Genomic DNA, 19,456 nt, shown 5'->3' on the forward strand with positions numbered 1-19,456 from the left:
CTGGTCCCTCGAAACACATGGCCAGGCAGATGCGTGCTGCGGAACAGATTGAAGGGGGATCTCGGAAATAAGAGATCTCCGGAAAAAGCGGCAGAAAGCCTCGCCGGGGACACGGTGAACAGGAAGGAGGCTGGTGGAGAGAGCCAAGGGCGAAAGAAGAAGTCCTCTTAAAACCAGTTACCTTTCATTTCTTCCACCTTCAGCGAAAGACACCCGTGAAAAAAGCATCGAACCGCAAACGGTCCGCGAAATCCCCCGTCAAACCCTTGAATGCAAAGACCGAGCAACTCGCACAACAGTTCGAGTCGGACGACGGTGGTTATCTTTCCACGAACCAGGGGCTGCCGATCAATGATAATCAGAACTCGCTGAAGGCTGGTGAGCGCGGCCCGTCGTTGCTGGAAGATTTTATCCTACGGGAAAAGATCACACACTTTGATCATGAGCGCATCCCGGAGCGGATCGTCCACGCACGCGGGAGCGGGGCACATGGTGTGTTTCAGGTGTACAAGTCGATGGCCAAGTACACCCGGGCAGGCTTTCTCCAGGATCCGGACAGGCAGACTCCGGTCTTCGTGCGATTTTCCACCGTGGCTGGATCGCGTGGCTCTACCGATCTGGCCCGGGATGTACGTGGTTTCGCGGTGAAGTTTTATACCGACGAGGGGAACTTTGATCTGGTCGGAAACAACATGCCGGTATTCTTCATCCAGGACGCGATGAAGTTTCCCGATCTGATTCACGCCGTTAAACCCGAGCCGCACAACGAGATTCCGCAGGCGGCGTCGGCTCATGACACTTTCTGGGACTTCATCTCTCTCACGCCGGAGTCCGCCCACATGATCATGTGGGTCATGTCCGACCGGGCGATTCCCCGCAGTTACCGCATGATGGAGGGATTTGGGGTTCATACTTTCCGGCTGATCAACCAGAAAGGTGAGTCGCACTTCGTAAAGTTCCATTGGAAGCCGCTTCTCGGAATTCATTCGGTGCTGTGGGACGAAGCCTTGCGGATCTCCGGCTGCGATCCGGATTTTCACCGCCGAGACCTGTGGGAGGCGATTGAAAACGGCGACTTCCCGGAATGGGAACTGGGAGTGCAAATTGTGCCGGAAAAGGACGAGAACAAGTTCGATTTCGATCTGCTCGATCCCACGAAGCTCATTCCGGAAGAACTGGTGCCGGTGGAGCGGGTCGGCAAGCTGACCCTCAACCGCAATCCGGACAACTTCTTCGCTGAGGTCGAACAAGTCGCTTTTCATCCGGGGCATCTGGTTCCGGGAATCGATTTCACCAACGATCCGCTGCTGCAGGGACGACTGTTTTCCTATACCGATACGCAATTAATCCGGCTGGGCGGTCCGAACTTTCACGAGATTCCGATCAACCGTCCGATTGCACCGTTGCACAATCATCAGCGCGACGGCTACATGCGGCAGATGATTAACCCCGGCCGCGTGGCCTACGAACCGAACTCCCTGAACGGCAATGCGCCGTTGCAGGCACCCGCCAGCGCGGGGGGCTTTGTCAGCTATGCGGAGCGGATTGACGGGGCCAAGCTGCGAGCGAAGAGTCCGAGTTTCGCGGACCATTTCAGCCAGGCGGCGATGTTCTTTCACAGCCAGGCTCCGCATGAGCAGAAGCACATCGTGAACGCACTCCAGTTCGAACTGGGAAAGTGCGAGACACCCCACATCCGCGAGCGGATGCTGTTCATTCTTTCGCAAATTGATCCGGGGCTGGCCGAAGACGTGTCTGAGGGGCTGGGAATGCCCGTGCCGACCAAGGTGGAGGGACCGATTAATCAGGCGATTCCCGCAGATGCGAAGGCGGGTGAACAACAGCCCAGGAAGTTCACCGGCGAACCGGTCATCTCACCGGCGCTCAGTCTTGCGAACTCACTTACCGGGGGGATCGAGACCCGGAAAGTGGCGGCATTGGTGGCGAACGGCTTTGATGAAGCTTCCCTCAACGCGATGAAAAAGTCTCTGACCGCCGCGGGAGCGATGCTCAAGGTGATTGCTCCACACGGAGGGACCGTCACAGGAGCGGGAGGGACGGAAGTGCAAGTCGACTTCGCCCTGCCGACGACCGCTTCAGTGCTGTTTGACGCGGTCTACGTTCCGGGGGGCGATGCCAGCGTCAAAGCTCTCCTGGCGCTTCCCAAGGCGATCGAGTTTGTGGAGGAGGCATTTAAACATTGTAAGCCGGTTGCCGCCACGGGGGCGGGGGTCGAGTTCCTGCAGAAGACCCGTGTTTTAATCGAGGGGCATGATGCCGGCGGCGTCATCGTGGGTCCTGACAACCGAGCTGGAAAGGTTGCTGCCGAATTCATCGCCCAGCTGAGCCAGCATCGCATCTGGGACCGCGAAGATCTCGTGAACTGATCACTCGGACGGTCGCAAGTGTCGCCGGCTCCTCTGGCTGTGTTCTACGAAAGCGCCGCATCATGAGGCGCGCCGTACCAAGGCCAACGCAGACAATCGGTAGTCGGGCGGCGGCTTCATCATGACAGGGGAACGTCATACCGACCGAGCGGGGCACGGCACAGTAGCGAGCGTTCGTTCCAAGAACGTCTCTTCGTCCACAACATCTGAACCAGCCAATCGCGCGCAGGCTCCCGACACGCGGCACATCCGCGTGGCTGGTCAGAAATTCTGGCATTCGTACCGCCTCCGCAGGTAGGACGTCCCCTGTGCCCCGCATCACTCGACGGATTCGGTATCCAAAGTATTACTTGGCCGGGGAAGAAATGACGTCGACCGGCTTCCCCCTCCTCTGGCTTCCCGCACCGGCCAGAACCACCAGAGCCCGTTCACTCACTCCCGCAACGACTTCGCAGTCAACTCCCACGCCGTGGCCCACTCCGACTGGCCGGTGGTGAATGCGACCGTGCACATCGAGGCAGCAGAAATTCTGCTCAGACCGGTGCAGACGGTGTGGCCAAGGCTATCAGGGCGTAGAGTGGATGGAAAATCAGAGAAATTCGGCTATTGTCGCAAGCGGTCATCTGAAGGGCCTCGAGATCTCCGTTCGTCAACGTTTGATGACGAGCTTGCGAGGGTCACTGCACTCATGGCCACGAAATAACTTCTGGAAAGTGGCACTTCAACGCGCGGTAAGCTGTAATTGTCTTGGGATCTGAAACTGATGAGAAATCCATCTATGCGCGAGCGTTTCTATGTCGGCGTGAGATTGTCTGACTTCAGTCGATTGCTCATCGCGGCTTGCCTCATTACGTCTCTACTTTCCTCGAAGTCCGAAGCAGCGATTCGAATCAATGACGTGGTTTTTGCCACCGTCGATTCGAAGACACTCTCCCTTGACTTGCTGTTACCGGAAAACGTGGTGAAGCCGCCGTTGGTCATCTTCATTCACGGTGGCAGCTGGAGCCAGATGACCCGCAAACAGAATATTGTGCCCTGGCTGGCGGACCATGGGTTCGCCGTTGCCAGCATCGACTACCGGCTGGTTCCGGAAGCGGTTTTTCCCAGTCAGGTGCACGATTGCAAAGCAGCCGTCAGATGGCTTCGTGCTCACGCAGAGGAATACGGTTTTGACGCCACTCGCATTGGGGTGGCGGGGGAATCGGCTGGCGGGCACCTTGCCGTCATGCTCGGTGTCACGGGAGACATCAAGGAGCTTGAGGGGAGTGTCGGGGGGAATCTCAACATGAGTTCCCGCGTCCAGGCCATTGTCGATTACTATGGTCCGACAGATTTCATTCTCCGCTCGGAGAATCAGCCCGAGAAAACAGAGAAGCCGGGCTCTCCAGTCCATCTGTTACTCGGTGGGCCGGTTAAACAGAACGAGGGTTTAGCGAGGTACGCGAGTCCTGCGTTCCACGTGACAGACAATGATGCACCACTTCTGATTTTCCACGGCGACGAGGACAACAAGGTGTTGCTTGATCAGTCGCTGCGAATCGTTGATGAGTATCGCAAGGCGAATCTTGAAGTCACACTCGAGGTCGTCAAAGGAGGACGGCACGGCAGCAAGACCGATGAACCTTACTCCACACCCGTCAATCGCCAGAAAGTCGTTGATTTTCTCAATGCCCGTTTGAGATGAGTTTTTATCGCTCTCCGGCTCCTCACACCATGATGAAACGAAGTGCAACGGTGTCTCTCCGGACTGATTTTCTTTCTGCATCGATGGCACATGGGGCCCCCAGATTGTTGGATGCCGAGCGAACCTGTTATCGCCGATAGAGCATTTTGAATTGTGATTGCCCCGTTCTCGCCACGCGGATGTCAGCACTTCACCCCATGAATCGCTTGCTGCGAGGGCACTGGAAAGAGCAACCTGCTCTAGATCGAGATTCTCGCACATGAATAGAGATCGTTCCCTGCTCTTTGCAGCACTCTGCCTTCAGACGGGAAGGATCGATAGCGACCAGTTCGCGATGGCCTTTCGGGAATACGCTGTCCGATCGGAGCAGTCTCCCGGGGACATCCTTGAGGAACGGGGCTGGATTCAGCCAGCGGACCGTCCGCATCTTGAATACTTGTGCCTGCGATGTCTCGACGACCATGCGGGCGATGCGAATGCGGCTCTGAGCCGCTTGGTCGCCTCAGCCCAGACGTCGGCGCCTGATCTGGCGGGACTTTTATCTGACGCAACCGTGATTCCTTCGTTGCCGGCGAATGAAGTCTCGCAGCCCGACGGGGCGAATGACATTGAAGCGATGGAGCGAAGCTATTCCTATATGAGCGTACATGGCACCGGGGGCATGGGGCGCGTCTGGCGGGCACGCGATCGGCAATTTGGCCGTGAAGTGGCGCTCAAGGAACTGCGCCCGGAACTGGCGGGCAATGGCAAGACGAAGGCGCGCTTCGTTCGGGAGGCGCGGTTAACTGGACGACTCGAGCATCCGGGCATTGTGCCGGTCTACGAACTCGCCGACCGGACGGACACTGGCGGGCCTTTCTACACGATGCGGTTTGTCAGGGGAGGGACACTCACCGAGGCCATTCGCGCCTATCACGCCAGGCGGCGCGACGGGCAAGCAGGACCGCTGGAACTCGTGAGACTGCTGACGGCCTTCGTTTCGGTCTGCAATACCATCGCCTACGCCCACTCCCGTCGGGTTCTCCACCGCGACCTGAAGGGGGATAATGTGGTGCTCGGGGATTTCGGCGAAGTCATCGTCCTCGACTGGGGCCTGGCCAAGCGTCTGGATCACATCGACGAAGAGGACGCCGACGTTCCCGAAGATCTCTGCCTGGAGACTCACGATGCGGGGCTGACGATCCAGGGAGAGATCATGGGCACACCAGCCTACATGGCTCCCGAACAAGCAGAGGGCCGTCTGGAGCAAATCAACGAGCGGACGGATGTGTATGGGCTCGGAGCGATGCTGTATGAAATCCTGACCGGAAAGCCACCCTTCATCGGTTCCAACACCATTGAGGTTCTCCAGAAAGCCATTCGTGGCAATCCTCCGCCGCCCCGGGAGCTGTGCACCGACGTTTCTCCCGCACTCGAGGAGATCTGCCTCAGGGCGCTGGCGAGAGATCCGGCCGACCGCTACGCCCGGGCTGAAGACCTCGCCCAGCAGGTGCTGCACTGGCAAGAGGATCAGCGCCGCCGGGCTGAAGACGCGTTGCGCCGCCAGACCGAAGTCCTGCGTTCGATCCTGAACAGCATGAGTGAGGGGGTCCTCGTGTCCGACGAGACGGGTCGAATCATGCTCGTCAATCCGGCTGCCGAGAACATCTTTGGTTCGATCACCGAAACAACCATCGCCGAGTCGCACAGCGTCGCTGAATTCTATGGGCCGGACCAGGTCACTCGCTTCGAAGTCGGCGACCTGCCCTTGGCCCGGGCCATTCGTGGCGAGGAAGTGAATGATGTCGAGATGTTTATTCGTCTACTTGCGAGCGACAACGGATTCTGGGCCAGCGCCAACGCGCGTCCCCTGAAAGACGAAACCGGCGCACTGCGAGGCGGCGTCGTTGTCTTTCGCGACATCACGGAACGTAAGCGAGTCGAAACGGAACTGATCCGCAGCCGCGAACGATTCGAACTTGCCGTCCAGGGGTCGCAAGACGGCCTCTGGGACTGGGATCCGCAGACGGGCGAGATCTATTACTCCCCGCGCTGGAAGAGCATTCTCGGCTATGAGGACGACGAAATCGAGGCTCGCATCGAGGAATGGGAGAGAAGGATTCATCCCGACGATCGCGAGCGTGTGCTACAAGCGAATCAGGCCCACATCGACGGCATCACTCCGCATTACGATTGTGAGTATCGGCTCCAACACAAGGACGGGACTTACCGTTGGATTCTCGCGCGTGGCGTGGCGCTGCGCGATGCGGACGGGAAGGCATTTCGAATCGCGGGCTCGCACGTCGATATTACGGATCGCAAACAGGCGGAGGAACTCCGCGGCACGTAACACGAAAGCAACTACGCATCCCCTGCAGCCGATTCGAAAAAGATCGACGAAGGTCTTCACACCAACTGAATCAGGTCGTGCTGGCACTCATCTCACCTGACATTTGGATGGGGGAGAAACCAGTGTCCGCTCGTGGTTCCGATTTGAATCCTGAAGGAATCTGCAGAACGACGCAGCGCGAAGTGTTGCCTGAAAAGGAGTGGGTGCGTATCGAGGCACTCCTTCCCGACGGTTACGTAGCCCGGACACTCATTCTGTCGTGAAATGAGTTTTTCCTCGCGACTGTGCGGACTCAAAGAGGAGCAGGAAATGAAGCGTCGACGCCATGAACTGACCGATGCCCAGTGGGAGAAGGTCAAGGACCTGCTCCCGGGCCGACGCCAGCCCGACGCAAAAAATGAGACGCCTACGCCCGGCGGTGTCTGGGACGCAGTCGTGGAGGATTCACCACCAAACTGCACTACGTCGTGAGTGGCTGTGGACGCCTCCTGCATCTGCTCTGACGGCAGGCCAACGAGGAGATGCTCCTCAGGCCAAGGTACTGCTGAACCAGGTGTCTTCCGGAACGCCCCGGCACACCGTGGCGGATGCAGCGTATGACAGTGATGCCCTCCGCAAGCAATCCCGGCAACTGAAAGCCAAGGTTTGTATTCGTCCCAATCCGACCCGCAAGCGGAAGAAGTGCTATGACAAACAGCGCCACAAGCTCCGCGATGTGATTGAACGCTTCTTCAGACGCATCAAGCGCTGTCGCCTATGCGCCACCCATTATGAGAAAAAATCCTGCATTTTTGCCGGCTTCATCAGGCTCGCAGCAGTCGCAGGGCGATTGCGCGATGCTGGGAAATCTGCAAGAATCGGGATGTGATGCTTCAAGCGGTATAATGGCGTTGTGAAGTCTTTTCAGGGAGCACCTTTCGCCCGGAGGTGCCAGATGGTTCACAAATCGTCCGTTCATCTTGCAGATCACGTTTCCGAACTCACCGATCCGCGAAAGCGGGAGCCGACAGATCCGCTCTTAAACATCGTGACGATGGCGCTGTGTGCGGTGATGAGTGGCTGTGAAGATTTTGTCTCCATCGCGCAGGGGGCGAACATGAAGAAAGACTGGCTGGCGAGGTTTCTCAACATGACCTCCGGCGTCCCGTCGCACGATCGATTCAATGCCATCTTCGCGGTTCTCAAGCCCGCTGAGTTTGAGAAGTGTTTGTTGAGCTGGATCACCTCTTTACAGGAGGTCACCGCAGGCCAGATCGTGGCCATCGACGGCAAAACGCTGCGGGGAAGTCACGACAAGGCCAGCAGCAAGTCTGCGATTCACATGGTCAGTGCCTAGGCCAGTGCCAACCACATCAGCCTGGGGCAGGTGGTCGTGGATGAGAAGAGCAATGAGATCACCGCGATCCCCAAACTGCTGGAAATCATTGAGATTTCCGGGTCTCAGGTCACCATCGACGCCCTGGGTTGCCAGGCAGAGATTGCGGAGAAGATCGTCGAGGCGGGTGCGGATTACATGCTGGCGGTGAAAGGCAAGCAGCCGACTCTGCAGGCTAGCATCGAGTCGTTCTTCGTGGATCACATCGCGGATGAACTCGCCCGGGCAAAGGTCAGCCAGCACGAGACAAACGAGAAAGGGCATGGTCGCCAGGAGCAGCGTTCGTACTTAGAACGTGTTTGAAAAATCAGTTTTGAAGCCGAGTGAGGCGTTTGCTCATCAGGTTGATCATGGCGATGTCGGTCACCGTTTCACTCGACTCGGGTGTTCGTTCGTAGTCTCGGGAGTGTCGTCGATAGCGGGCCAGCCAGGCGAAGGTCCGCTCCACAACCCACCTTTTCGGCAAGACCACGAACGTCTTTTGCCCAACTGGCCTGAGGACAACCTGCAAGACCCAACCGAATGTCTGCCGAACCCACATTGGCAGTTCCTTACGCCCATAGGCTGAGTCGGCAAATAAAACCTTCAATCTGGGACAGACCTGCCTCAACTTCATCAACAGAAAGCAGGCTCCGTCGTGATCCTGCCAGTACGCTCCGTGCACGACCAAGGCCACGATCAGGCCCAGCGTGTCGACGGCAATGTGCCGCTTGCGACCTGTGATTTGCTTGGCCCCATCGTATCCCCGCTCGTATCCCCCTTCGGCCGGGCGCACCGACTGGCTGTCGAGAATCGCCGCCGTGGGCTGTGGCTGTTTGCCCATCGCCAGAGGCAGTTCGCGGCGCAGGGCATCGTGCATCCGTTGCCAGACGCCAGCCTGTTTCCATTGCCGGAAGACGCCGTACACCGTGCTCCAGTTGGGAAAGTGCGGCGGCAGCAGTCACCACTGACAGCCGGTGCGGACGACATACGCAATGGCATCGAAGATCCAGCGCCGGGGAATCGGCCTGCGACCACGACGAGAGGGACGTATTTTCTGACGATTTGCCATTGCTGATCCGAGAGATCGCTGGGACGCTTCCACCTGACCACGGCTGCGGCTCCTTCCTTGGATTGCCAGGATGTTCACAAGGGAGCCGTAGCCGTTTTCCTCATTCAAGGCAATTTCAAAACACGTTCTCAGAAAAAAGCGACAAACTGCTGATTCGCCTCAGTGTCCCCGAGGTCAGCAACCTGCTGGCCACACTGCTGCTCATCCGCCCAGTAACGATGGATCAAACACTGCAATTCTCCACGTGGAAATGCCACCATCAGGCCATCTCCAAGGAATCTCACTACAAAGCCAGAGGTTCACCACTCCGAAATCTCCAACTGTAGTACCAACGGACAAAGTGCCGGGAACTTTGCCGCCTTGATTTCGCTTAAACTCATAAGACTTCGTAGATTTTCTTCAAAATTCACCGTCACATTTTACAAGTCTGAGTGGATTACTTCTACAGATAAGTCACCTTGAATTCAACTGTGGCCCCCCAAAGACGTGAACAAGAACTCACTTGAAGCAACAGATTTCCTGAAGAATTTTCTGGTCGTACGTAAGCGACTGGAGGCCTATGTGTCAGCACTTGTGCCCGATCATGCGAATGCTGAGGAGGTGTTTCAGCAGACGAGTCTTGCACTTTGGGAAAGGAGAGAAAAATTTGATTCCGAAAGGGACTACCTTTCTTGGGCCTTTGGAATGGCGAAGGTGGAAGCGAAACGATTCTATCGGCGGCGCGGCCATCCTTGGGCTTCTCTTAGTGACGAAGCAGCAGCCATGCTGGCCCACTCAGTCGAGCGGTCAGGTTTGGAGCTTGATGAGCGACTGAATGCGCTGCGGACATGCCTTTCGCGGCTGTCCCGGAAGGACCGGTGGCTTCTTGAGGAGGTATATGCCGGGAACAAAAAAGGTCGCGACCTGGCTCAGCGGTGGGGGATCACTCCCGCAGCGCTTTACCAGCGTTTGAAGCGCGTCCGTGAAATGCTGCACGAGTGCATCGATCGAGTCCTAATTGCCAGCCACTCCGCATGACTTACCGCCCATTCGGAAAAATGATTGTTGATGGCGAGGCCAGAGAGCTCGTGGCTGCGTGCGCTCAGGGTGTTGCCACCGATCAGCAGTGGCAACGCCTTGAAGAGCTTCTTCGCAGTCGTCCTGACGTTGCGGATTACTACGTCAGTCAAGCTGTGATGAGTCAGCATCTGCGTCGCACTTGGGCAATGTTGCTGCTGAAGTGGCCCAAAGACGTGTCGGAGGGTCGCAGAAACGCTGCGTCGAAGAAGAGAGTGATCCATTTGCGCCGGTGGATTTTTGCCGGTGCAGTCGCTCTGCTGGCTGCGACGCTGATTCCGTTCTCCCTGTCGGATCAGTCCGTTCGAGTGTCCCCCGAGTTTCTTCCTGTCGCCTGGGCAGAAGCAGCGACGGGGGTGAAGCGGCTGCTGCCAGGCGCCCGCTTCCGACAGCTGGATGGACAGGCCACGATCCGATTTAAAGACGGCACCACCGCAAAGCATTCCGGCGAGGTCGACTTGCACGTGATTTCGCCATCAAAAGTCGACCTGCGCCTGGGTCAGCTGGAGGTCGAGGGGGGAAGTCGGGGGCGAGGATTCACTGTCACGACGGAATTAGTTGACGTCTTCGACCTGGGAGCCGTCTTCGGAGTGCAGGTGGATCCTTCCGGTGTCACCCATGTCGCCGTGTTTGAAGGAAGAGTAAATGTCATCCTTCGCGGCGAATTTTCTGAGTCGGACTCCCGCAACCCGATTCTGAATACAGGAGAGGCAATTCGTGTGGAGCCGAGTGGCGAAGTGTCGAGGGTGTTCACGATCTGGCACGACGTCGCTCTTTCCACCTGGTCGACAACCTGGCGAGGGAAGCAGCAACCGGTGATTGCCTCGGTGCAAGAACAGCTCTCGATGGAACTGCGGCCCAGATTCTATTCAATTGTGCCGGGAGGATTCGGAGAAGACGTCAGGGCATTCGTGGATCGGCCCGATCAATGGAATGGGGTCGATGAAGCCGGCCTGCCCCGTGAACTGATTGGGGGCGATTATATTCGCATGTATATGGACGACAGGTATCTCGATCCTCTGCAGATCGTGGTGACATTGAATCGTCCTGCGAACTTATACATTCTCTATCACGATGGCGTCCCCCCCCCCAATGAATGGCTGGTGTCGAATTTCCAGCCGACAGGCTTAAAAGTCGGTCTTGATGAAGGGGATTACTCAGAGGCGAATGCTCCGCCAAGTTTCTCCAGCAAGGATATACAGGAAGTGGGACCGGGGCGTTCAATTGATGATCATTTTTCCGTATGGAAGCGCACGATGCGGGACGACCTTACGGTAACATTAGGATCGGTTCGTCTTGAAGGGCTTAAGGCCGGGTTTGCAATGTACGGTATTGTTGCTGTTCCTCTCGAAGAATGACTGTTCGGTCAGGTTCTCTTTACCCCCTTTTTGGAAAGTGTGACATGTTGCCACCACTTCGAACCTCGGTGTTCAAGCGCCTCCATCGCAGCGGCTTCACGCTCATTGAGCTGCTCGTGGTCATCGCGATTATTGCGGTTCTCATCTCTCTACTACTACCGGCCGTACAACAAGCCCGGGAAGCGGCGCGCAGAACGCAGTGTAAAAATAATCTGAAGCAGATCGCCTTGGCAGCTCACAACTACCACGATACACACGGCACTCTGCCAGGAGCCGCCTTCTGTGCCCTGGAGAAAATCATGAACTGCCATACCTGGCTTGAGTCGCTGTTTCCGTACATCGACCAGTCCACTATTTACAACCAGATTGATTTCACTCTGTCACCGGTTCATGCCACCAATGCGGCAATATTGAATAACCGCCTCTTCCCGGGCCTGGCCTGCCCAACAGATCCCGATGCCGGTCTCTTCCCAAATACTCGAGAACCGGCGTATCTCTTCAGCGGGGGAATGTCTATGGGGCAGAGCTATGGCCCTTCAGGAGGACCATATGGTGGAAAGTATTCGACTGGCCCCGACCTGAGAAGCTGTGTCTATTCGCAAGCGCCCTATGCCTGCGGTATCACGGGGGACTGCAGCTGCAGGAAGGTAAATGGGATTTTTTCCGATCCCGTCAGCCCAGGAATGTTTGCCATTGGATGCAGAGTCTACTCTTTTCGTGATGCAACCGATGGAACGTCAAATACGTTCCTGTTTGGAGAACGCCTGCCCGCTTACCATGCGCAAGTGATGTACTTCTTCCCCACCTTGTACGCACTGGCTCAGACGAACCCACCGCCGAATGCTCATAAGATCTTCGTCCAATGTGATAAAGCGAAGATGTACGACCGGCGAAACGACGCCTGCGTACACATGAACACGGGTTTCGGAAGCCATCACGACGGTGGCGTGCAAATGGCAATGGCAGATGGATCGGTGCGATTCGTCTCCGAAAATATCGACCATCGCACCTGGAACTATCTCGGCAATAAAGCGGACGGGGCGGCGGTCTCAGAATAGATTGCATATGCCAGGACGGGCTGTTAAATCCTTTGGGAATAATCACAAATGTATAACGACATGTCACAGTCTTCGTATAATCATTCGGCATGCTTTTTGGCAACCCTTGCGCTGGCTGGCCTGCTTGCCCTGACTGGCTGCGGCAATAGCGGTATTCCTGAAACCGTTCCAGTTACCGGAGTTATCGTCTACCAGGACAAGCCCGTTCCGAAAGGACTGATTACATTCGAACCTATAGAAATCGAGGAGGGGCGTCCACATCGTACTGCAGTGTCCTTCATTGAAGCCGACGGCAAGTATGCTCTGTCAACCTTTCAAAACAACGATGGTGCAGTACCGGGTAAGTATAAAGTCAGGATCTTGAGTTCAAGGCTTGAGCTGGCACAATACAACACCCCGAAGGATATTGAGTGGTTGATCCCAGAAAAGTATACTCAGGCGAATTTGAGCGACATCGTCATCGACGTTCCAGCCAACGAGAAGGGTCCCGTTATACTTGACATTGTATTAACGGACTAGGTGAAGTGTCATGCGCCGGGAGGTTTTGTCGCCGGCAACTCGCTGGTGTCAGGCCTCCTGGCGAATTGCGCGCTTGCAGATCGTTGTCTTGCGGGCGCGAGTTTGCCATTTTTATAGGTAAAGGATGGCGAATGGGCGATGGGACGTTTTCAAATGGTTCTTTCGGAAATTATTCTTATGAACAAGCCTTCTTTCGGCGTGCGTCTGGATGTGCGGGGCCACTTGTACGGAGTGAGCCCATTGATTGTTGCGGCTTGCGCGCTCACATCGATTCTTTGTCAACGGTCAGAAGCAGCTCATCGCATTAATGACGTGGTTTTTGCTCACGTCTATTCGAAGCCTCTCTATCTTGACCTGGTGTTGCCGGATAATGTCGACAAGGAGAAGCCGCCGTTGGTTGTGTTTATTCATGGTGGCAGTTGGAGTGCGATGACGCGCAGGGACAATGCTGTGATTGTTCCCTGGCTGGCGGATCATGGTTTCGCTGTTGCAACCATCGACTATCGACTGGCTCCGGATGCCATCTTTCCCAGTCAGGTGCATGACTGCAAAGGGGCTATCCGATGGCTGCGCGCCCACGCGGAGGATTATGGTTATGACGCCTCCCGTGTTGGGGTAGCCGGGGAGTCGGCTGGTGGGCATCTCGCCGTCATGCTCGGTGTCACAGGAGGCATTGAGGAACTTGAAGGTGATGTTGGGGGAAATCTCGACAGGAGTTCCCGTGTCCAGGCAGTTGTTGATTATTATGGTCCGATGGATTTCATTCTCAGGTCTCAGAATCAGCCTGAGAAAACTGAAAAACCGGGCTCTCCTGTCCATCTGTTGCTTGGCCAGCCGGTTAATAAGGATCAGGATTTGGCGAGGTTCGCAAGTCCTGCGTTCCATGTGACCGAAGATGATGCGCCGCTCTTAATTTTTCAAGGTGATAAGGACAATAAGGTGCTGCCGGATCAGTCGGAGCGCATCGTGGACGAATATCGTAAGCGGAATCTTGATGTGACACTTGAGATCGTACAGGGGGGAGGTCACGGCAGTACTAAGGAGGTGTCTTACTCTACGCCCGAAATTCATGAGAAGGTCGTTGAATTTCTTAACGCCTATTTGAGATAAGCTGTGAAACCGGTTGGTTGATCCCGTCTTTGGGATGGCTGAGAACGTGTTGTGAAATTCATTTTTGAAGTTTGACGAGCCGCTTGCTCATGAGGTTGTGATCTGCGTCAAATTTCTGTACCAGGTGCTATGAAGGTTTGTTTGGGGAATCTCCGCTGTGCCGGCGGAGTGAGGCCGTAGGCCGAACGCAGCTGGCACAGCGGGCCGCGCCGGGGACCGTCCCCGAGCACTGGGCCGCGTACTCGGCCGGGGTCGCATACCCCAGTGAGCTGTGCGGTCGGTGATGGTTATAATCCTCTCTCCACGCCTCGGTCAGACGCTTTGCTGCCGACAGGCTCTCGAATTCTTCCAGCCCCAGGAACTCGTCTCGCAACCGGCTGTGGAAGCTCTCCGCGTAACCGTTCTCCCAGGGACTTCCCGGAGCAATGGACAGCGACTGGATCTTCAGTCGGCCCAGCCAGCCCCGAATCGCTTTGGACACGAACTCCGGCCCATTGTCGCTACGAATGGCCTGGGGCACGCCCCGCATTGCAAACAACTCCGCCAGCGTGTCGATCACATCTTCGCTGGTCAGGCTCCGGGCCACCTTGAGCGCCAGGCACTCCCGGGTGTACTCATCCACTATGCTCAGCCACTTCAGTGGACTCCCGTTCGCTGTCCGGTCGAACACGAAGTCCCAGCACCACGTGTGGTCCTGGTGCTCGGCCTTCCGGCGCTGGCAGCCGTTCTCGCTGACTCCCAGGCCGCGGCGTTTCCGCCGCTTTCTCGGCACTTTCAGCCCTTCCCGACGCCACAAGCGATACACCCGCGTATCGCTGGCCCGCCACCCTTCGTTCCGCAACAGACTCCCGATCCGGCGGTACCCGAACCGGGGACGACGCCCCACCAGTTCCCGCATCCGTCTGGTCATGGGGCCTTCATCACTCCGAGGCTGTGACTCGTAACGCTGGCTGCTGCGCGGTTGATCAACCACTTCGCAGGCCCTGCGCTCCGACACCTCGAACGTCTGCTGCAGTTCCTTCACAGCGGCTCGCTTTCGAGAAGGGCTTACCAGTTTCCCTGCTGAAGATGCTTCAGCATCCGGTTGTCCAAGGTCAGCTCAGCGACCACTTCCTTGAGATGCTTGTTCTCGTCTTCCAGTTGCTTGAGGCGCCTGGCCTCCTCGGACTTCATTCCGCCGTACTGGTTCTTCCACCGCAGGTACGTCGCCCAACTGATCTCCAGAGCCTGCAGTACCGCAGCTTCGTCCTGGCCGGCGTTCAGCATCGCTTCGGCGTCCCGCAGCTTCTTGACAATCTGCTCGGGCGTATGCCGCTTCCTTCGCTTCGTCGTCATTCAAGGTCTCCTTCGCCCCCTCCGGGGCCGCTGGAAACCTTCATACCATCTGGATCAGGTTTTCAAAGGCAGGCCAGAATCGCCTTTCTTGGATGTTCGTCAAGCGATGCGGTATATCGGGGCAACCACAGACAAGCAAATCTACGGAGCGATTGAGCGGGGACGGCTCGAATCGTTGAAAGCTGGCAAGGAGCTGCGATTCACTACCGAGATGCTGGAAAGGTTCATGCAACGATGATTGCAGCCAAGGGGGATCGAAAATCACACAGGACAAATGAGGTCTGTGCATTGCCGGATGGACGCCGGGTGAAGTTCAGTTTACAGATGCGTGACCGTGACCCGGTGTATCGAGTCTGTTTCACAGGGCCGGACGGCAAACGACTGCAACGGACAACAAAGGAAAAGAATCGGAAGCGAGCAGCCGATGCGGCCGTTTCGATCATTCGCGATGAATTTAGCTCCTAAGATTGCCGGCTACCGTCCTACCTGGGATGAAGCAATGAAGAAACTCAAACGGCACATGGAAGCTGCCAACTTGAGACCGTCAACGATTCGCAGGTATGAGGATGCGTTGACGCCATTTTGCAGTTGGTCCGAAGTGGAAAGCCCAGCCGATGTGACGTCAGAAATGGCGGAACAATACAAGGTGTTCCGCATTGATGCCGGGAAAGCCGTGGCCACTGTTGCCAGTGATTTGAACAATCTCCGGGTTATCTATCGAAAATGGTGGATCAAAACAATTCGCCTGCTGACTGCCAATCCATTTGAGCCGGTCGAACCGCCAAAGCGGGAGAAGTGGAAGCCAAGGGTTCTTTCGGATGAGGAACAGCAGTCATTTCTCGACTGGTTGGAGAAGCGATGGAATGGCTGGCGGATGCCGGTTCTGTTTCTGGAAGTAAAAGCCCGGATCGGAGCGCGGATCACGGAACTGGCATCCGCTGCCCCTGGGGCCTTGCGAGACGGACGCATTTACTTCACGGCTGAAACCACAAAGGGACGTAAACAGCGTGGCTGTCGGCTGCCTGGGGCGTTGTACGAAGAACTGAGGGGAATGGCCGGGAAAGAATTCATCTTCGGAAACTTCTCTGATGAACTTCGAGCTGTCCACCTACGACGCAACCGGCCACAAGCCGCCAAATCGGTCGGTCAGTTCACTCCGGCCAGATTGGTGAACTGGCTTCAGGATCAGAACACCCTGTACCAAGAAAAGACGAAATGCCAGCCGTTCAAACTCCACAACTTTCGGGGAACGGCCATGAGTCGGGCACGGCGGGCCGGCGTTACCTATGACGATGCATCGATTGCATTCGGCTGCCATCCGGAAGCGATGAGACGGCATTACGTCGCTGAGGAAGAGGAATCGATTTCAGACGCCGTGATGAGCCAGATTTGAAAGTGTTGGTGATTTGTTGGTGATGATCCGGTCCGTGGTCCGAAAAAAGAGCCTTGGAGTTGACGTAACTCCAAGGCTCATAAGGTGCCGAAGGTGGGACTCGAACCCACACACCCTTTACGGATACTGGATTTTGAATCCAGCGCGTCTGCCGATTCCGCCACTTCGGCCACTGCATCAACTCTGCGGTGGTAATCTGGGTCTCCCGACGACTTGCCACGGCCTGCATACATGACTGTCCAGAAACGCGAAAGTCATCGTCCTGCCTCGGTGAGCGGACACCTCCCGACTCAACACGATTCCGGGATCCTCGCCACAAGTTATTGGCAAGGAAGGAGTTAATCCGGTAAACCAAACTGGTTCATGCGTGATTTAAGCTGGTGGGGCAATGCCCGCCGGGGCATTGGCAAAGTATCATGAGGGTGGCGAGGAATTGCAAGTGGGCTGGAACTCGCGTCGGCTGTCCGGGGCAAAAATGACAGCGATCAAGCGGTCTGTCCGGTTTGCTCGAAAATGAGGAACGTGCGACGAAATCCGGGGGCGGCGGTGAGAGGTCGAGGCCTTAGGGGGGCAACGTGTTCTCGTCGGCTGCAGTGGGAGTGGGGTGGGTCGTCGACAGACCGTTGCCTCTACTTGGGAGGCTGAATGATCTTGCCGCCCGACTTCAGTTCGAAGTTCGCGACATTGTCTTTGCCACTCTCCACGTGAAATGTGAGTTCGGAATGGTAGTTGTATTCCGCCGGGATGGACTCCGGTCGTAAGGGAGTCACTTTCCCGTTGGAGTGCAACTGCTCCTGACGCCAACTGGAAATGCGGACTTTGTGGGGACCGATTGAGGAGCCGGATCGACGAAGAGTGTGCTGCAGTTCGAATGCTCCGTTGACATCGGTTCTGGCTTCCGAGGGTCGGCCATTCTCCGGAATGAACTCCACAACGGTCCCCTCGGGAACGGGCTGGCCATCCAGGGTGATACGACCGGTCACCTTTTCAAGCGGCTTCTGATGGCAACCGGATCCGAGCAGCAGCATGATCAGTGGCGTTGCAAGTCCAATTTTTCTTGCTCTGTTCATTTCAGGGGCTCGTTGTCACGACTGGGGTGCCGTACTCTGATTGTGTCACAGGCATTTCGGCAATGACGACGTGAGTCTCGTTTGAACACATGGAACTTCATTCTGTCCGTTTACCCCACGTGGAAGTGACCATTTCACCCCACGACAGAATTGCTGCGCTGGCACAGGCAAGGACAACCTGCTCCAGGTTCATGGACCGCTTCTGATTGTTGTCGTCACTTCGCAGGGGGTGAATGCTGTCGCAGCCAATGCGAACGCCTCGCGGCACCGGAGATCCCCCACTGCCGCAAGGCGAAATACTCTGAGCCAGCTGAATCGTTCCTTAAAAATCAGCGACAGTGAGGCCATCGGAGATTGAGAAGAGTCTCTGCCAGAGGCCATACCCAATCCCTCCGTTCGCCTGATCGTAGGCGTTCCCCGTGCTCCACTGCATCTTCGTGTTCTGAATGTTTTCACTGATGAACCGGACGGAACCGTCGCACATGACGAACTGGGCGCCCCCTTCGTGCAGACTGCTGAACGAACCGTCGGCATCATCGTTGACATTGACCTCCTGCGCACGGAAAGGAGGATTCATGGAAATCTCTCCGTAACTCACGCAGCAGCGGGCCTGCGTCCCACCCCACCCCCCTGAGCCACCCGTAGAAAGGTGATTCACGAATCCATACAGCGCACCGTATAGCGAATATTCCCAGCTCGTCTCGCCTCCCATGATGGTGTTGGAAGTTCCATCGGTAATATTCCGGATCGGGTGCCCCCAGTTCTCCAGGAAAGCACCGTTACGTCGATTGGGAGTCGAGCCCAGGTCACCCGTTCCGCTGTAGCCTGAGATGCTCATCTTGTAACTGCAGGTGGCCTGATTCGCCCGATACCCCGGTTGCCCTTCAATTCCCCGGTCATAGTTCGTCGGAATGATATCGGAGGGACAACGTGCCCAGGGAAGTGCGGTTTCTGCAACCTTCGCGTTGGCAAGCGACTGCGGGAAACGGTTGCCTGCCATCGGATAATTGAGGTTGAACTGGTTGTAGATACTGGCCCCGTCGAGGTAGGGAAGCAGCGAAGTCGACCAGCTGAATCCTGTGCCCCGGCTCGCGGTTCCCGGTGCCTGTCCCGTGGAGGGGGCATTCTGATACCCGGGTGCAAACAAGCCATGCACCTCATGGTAATTGTGCATCGCCAGCCCGATCTGTTTGAGGTTGTTCTTGCACTGGCTGCGACGCGCTGCTTCGCGAGCCTGCTGGACGGCAGGTAAAAGCAACGCGATCAGCACAGCAATGATCGCGATGACGACCAAGAGTTCGATCAGTGTAAACGCTCGACGTCGTGCAAACATGGCCAATCCCTCGTTAACGCCTGGAATGGAGCCGATGAAAAAGAATTGAAGGCATCGTCTGAAATGGAAGTGTGCGGTTGCCGGAGAGGACCTTGTGCCGGATGGAGGCTGTCGTGGAAACGTCCGGTGAGGGAAGTTCCCGCAGTCTGATTGTGAGCCGATGACTCTTCGCTGCGCTGCGACAATGAGTTGACGCGGATGTGGACGATGTGTCGGCACCGCGAATAAGAAACAGAACTTGGGGAAGCGGAAGGAGGACGCAAACACTCTGCGGGTCGAACACATCGGGGCGATTGAGACCACTCTGGCGAAACGACGAGAATGTGCAGCGTGCTTCGACCCCACGTGGCAAGTGATCTCAACACGAGGAGTGACACAGGAAGAACGCCCATTTCGGG

Annotated in this window: 13 protein-coding genes, 1 tRNA gene and 3 pseudogenes; 12 read left to right on the plus strand and 5 right to left on the minus strand. The window is 56.6% G+C overall.

What is annotated here, in order from left to right; translation table 11 throughout:
• Window positions 1–215 precede the first annotated feature (215 nt).
• From SH664x_RS10405 to SH664x_RS10425, 5 genes and pseudogenes are all read left to right on the plus strand, one after another.
• Window positions 216–2,387 (plus strand): catalase, encoded by a 2,172-nt coding sequence (locus SH664x_RS10405; protein ID WP_437200752.1) that lies wholly within the window; start codon window positions 216–218, stop codon window positions 2,385–2,387.
• 763 nt (window positions 2,388–3,150) lie between these two features.
• The gene (locus SH664x_RS10410) at window positions 3,151–4,071 is read left to right on the plus strand and encodes an alpha/beta hydrolase fold domain-containing protein (RefSeq protein WP_437200753.1); all 921 of its coding nucleotides are present in this window, start codon (window positions 3,151–3,153) and stop codon (window positions 4,069–4,071) included.
• A 259-nt stretch (window positions 4,072–4,330) separates the two neighbouring features.
• Window positions 4,331–6,400, plus strand: coding sequence for a protein kinase domain-containing protein (locus SH664x_RS10415; RefSeq protein WP_437200754.1), 2,070 nt, complete (start codon window positions 4,331–4,333; stop codon window positions 6,398–6,400).
• 397 nt (window positions 6,401–6,797) lie between these two features.
• Entirely contained in the window at window positions 6,798–7,268 is a 471-nt protein-coding gene (locus SH664x_RS10420; protein ID WP_437200755.1) for a transposase, read from the plus strand.
• A gap of 66 nt (window positions 7,269–7,334) precedes the next feature.
• Window positions 7,335–8,063: pseudogene (locus SH664x_RS10425) on the plus strand (ISAs1 family transposase); the annotation flags it as partial.
• A gap of 19 nt (window positions 8,064–8,082) precedes the next feature.
• On the opposite strand, the pseudogene SH664x_RS10430 reads toward SH664x_RS10425, so the two are convergent.
• A pseudogene (locus SH664x_RS10430) lies at window positions 8,083–8,867 on the minus strand (IS5 family transposase).
• A 445-nt stretch (window positions 8,868–9,312) separates the two neighbouring features.
• On the opposite strand from SH664x_RS10430, the gene SH664x_RS10435 reads away from it, so the two are divergent.
• From SH664x_RS10435 to SH664x_RS10455, 5 genes are all read left to right on the plus strand, one after another.
• Window positions 9,313–9,843, plus strand: coding sequence for a sigma-70 family RNA polymerase sigma factor (locus tag SH664x_RS10435; protein ID WP_437200756.1), 531 nt, complete (start codon window positions 9,313–9,315; stop codon window positions 9,841–9,843).
• Window positions 9,840–11,240: a hypothetical protein gene (locus SH664x_RS10440; RefSeq protein WP_437200757.1), complete on the plus strand. Its 1,401-nt coding sequence runs from the start codon at window positions 9,840–9,842 to the stop codon at window positions 11,238–11,240. The genes SH664x_RS10435 and SH664x_RS10440 overlap by 4 nt, the downstream gene beginning before the upstream one ends.
• Before the next feature lie 44 nt (window positions 11,241–11,284).
• On the plus strand, window positions 11,285–12,298 hold the full coding sequence (locus SH664x_RS10445; protein WP_437200758.1) for a DUF1559 family PulG-like putative transporter: 1,014 nt from the start codon (window positions 11,285–11,287) through the stop codon (window positions 12,296–12,298).
• A gap of 48 nt (window positions 12,299–12,346) precedes the next feature.
• Entirely contained in the window at window positions 12,347–12,817 is a 471-nt protein-coding gene (locus SH664x_RS10450; RefSeq protein ID WP_437200759.1) for a hypothetical protein, read from the plus strand.
• Window positions 12,818–12,955: 138 nt separating this feature from the next.
• Window positions 12,956–13,927: an alpha/beta hydrolase fold domain-containing protein gene (locus SH664x_RS10455; protein ID WP_437200760.1), complete on the plus strand. Its 972-nt coding sequence runs from the start codon at window positions 12,956–12,958 to the stop codon at window positions 13,925–13,927.
• 235 nt (window positions 13,928–14,162) lie between these two features.
• On the opposite strand, the pseudogene SH664x_RS10460 reads toward SH664x_RS10455, so the two are convergent.
• Window positions 14,163–15,262: pseudogene (locus SH664x_RS10460) on the minus strand (IS3 family transposase); the annotation flags it as partial.
• A gap of 88 nt (window positions 15,263–15,350) precedes the next feature.
• Between SH664x_RS10460 and SH664x_RS10465 the strand changes: the two are divergent.
• Window positions 15,351–15,500: a hypothetical protein gene (locus SH664x_RS10465; protein ID WP_437200761.1), complete on the plus strand. Its 150-nt coding sequence runs from the start codon at window positions 15,351–15,353 to the stop codon at window positions 15,498–15,500.
• Between the two features lie 210 nt (window positions 15,501–15,710).
• Window positions 15,711–16,655: a tyrosine-type recombinase/integrase gene (locus tag SH664x_RS10470; protein ID WP_437200762.1), complete on the plus strand. Its 945-nt coding sequence runs from the start codon at window positions 15,711–15,713 to the stop codon at window positions 16,653–16,655.
• Window positions 16,656–16,740: 85 nt separating this feature from the next.
• On the opposite strand, the gene SH664x_RS10475 is transcribed toward SH664x_RS10470, so the two are convergent.
• From SH664x_RS10475 to SH664x_RS10485, 3 genes are all read right to left on the minus strand, one after another.
• Window positions 16,741–16,825 (minus strand) — tRNA-Leu (locus SH664x_RS10475).
• A gap of 459 nt (window positions 16,826–17,284) precedes the next feature.
• Complete coding sequence (locus tag SH664x_RS10480) at window positions 17,285–17,725, minus strand: hypothetical protein (RefSeq protein WP_437200763.1); 441 nt, start codon at window positions 17,723–17,725, stop codon at window positions 17,285–17,287.
• Between the two features lie 322 nt (window positions 17,726–18,047).
• Window positions 18,048–19,058, minus strand: a complete 1,011-nt coding sequence (locus SH664x_RS10485; RefSeq protein ID WP_437200764.1) for a DUF1559 family PulG-like putative transporter — start codon at window positions 19,056–19,058, stop codon at window positions 18,048–18,050.
• Between the last annotated feature and the right edge of the window lie 398 nt (window positions 19,059–19,456).

Origin of the sequence: Planctomicrobium aquicomposti (assembly GCF_051466325.1) — a bacterium.
Classification (GTDB): Bacteria; Planctomycetota; Planctomycetia; order Planctomycetales; family Planctomycetaceae; genus Planctomicrobium.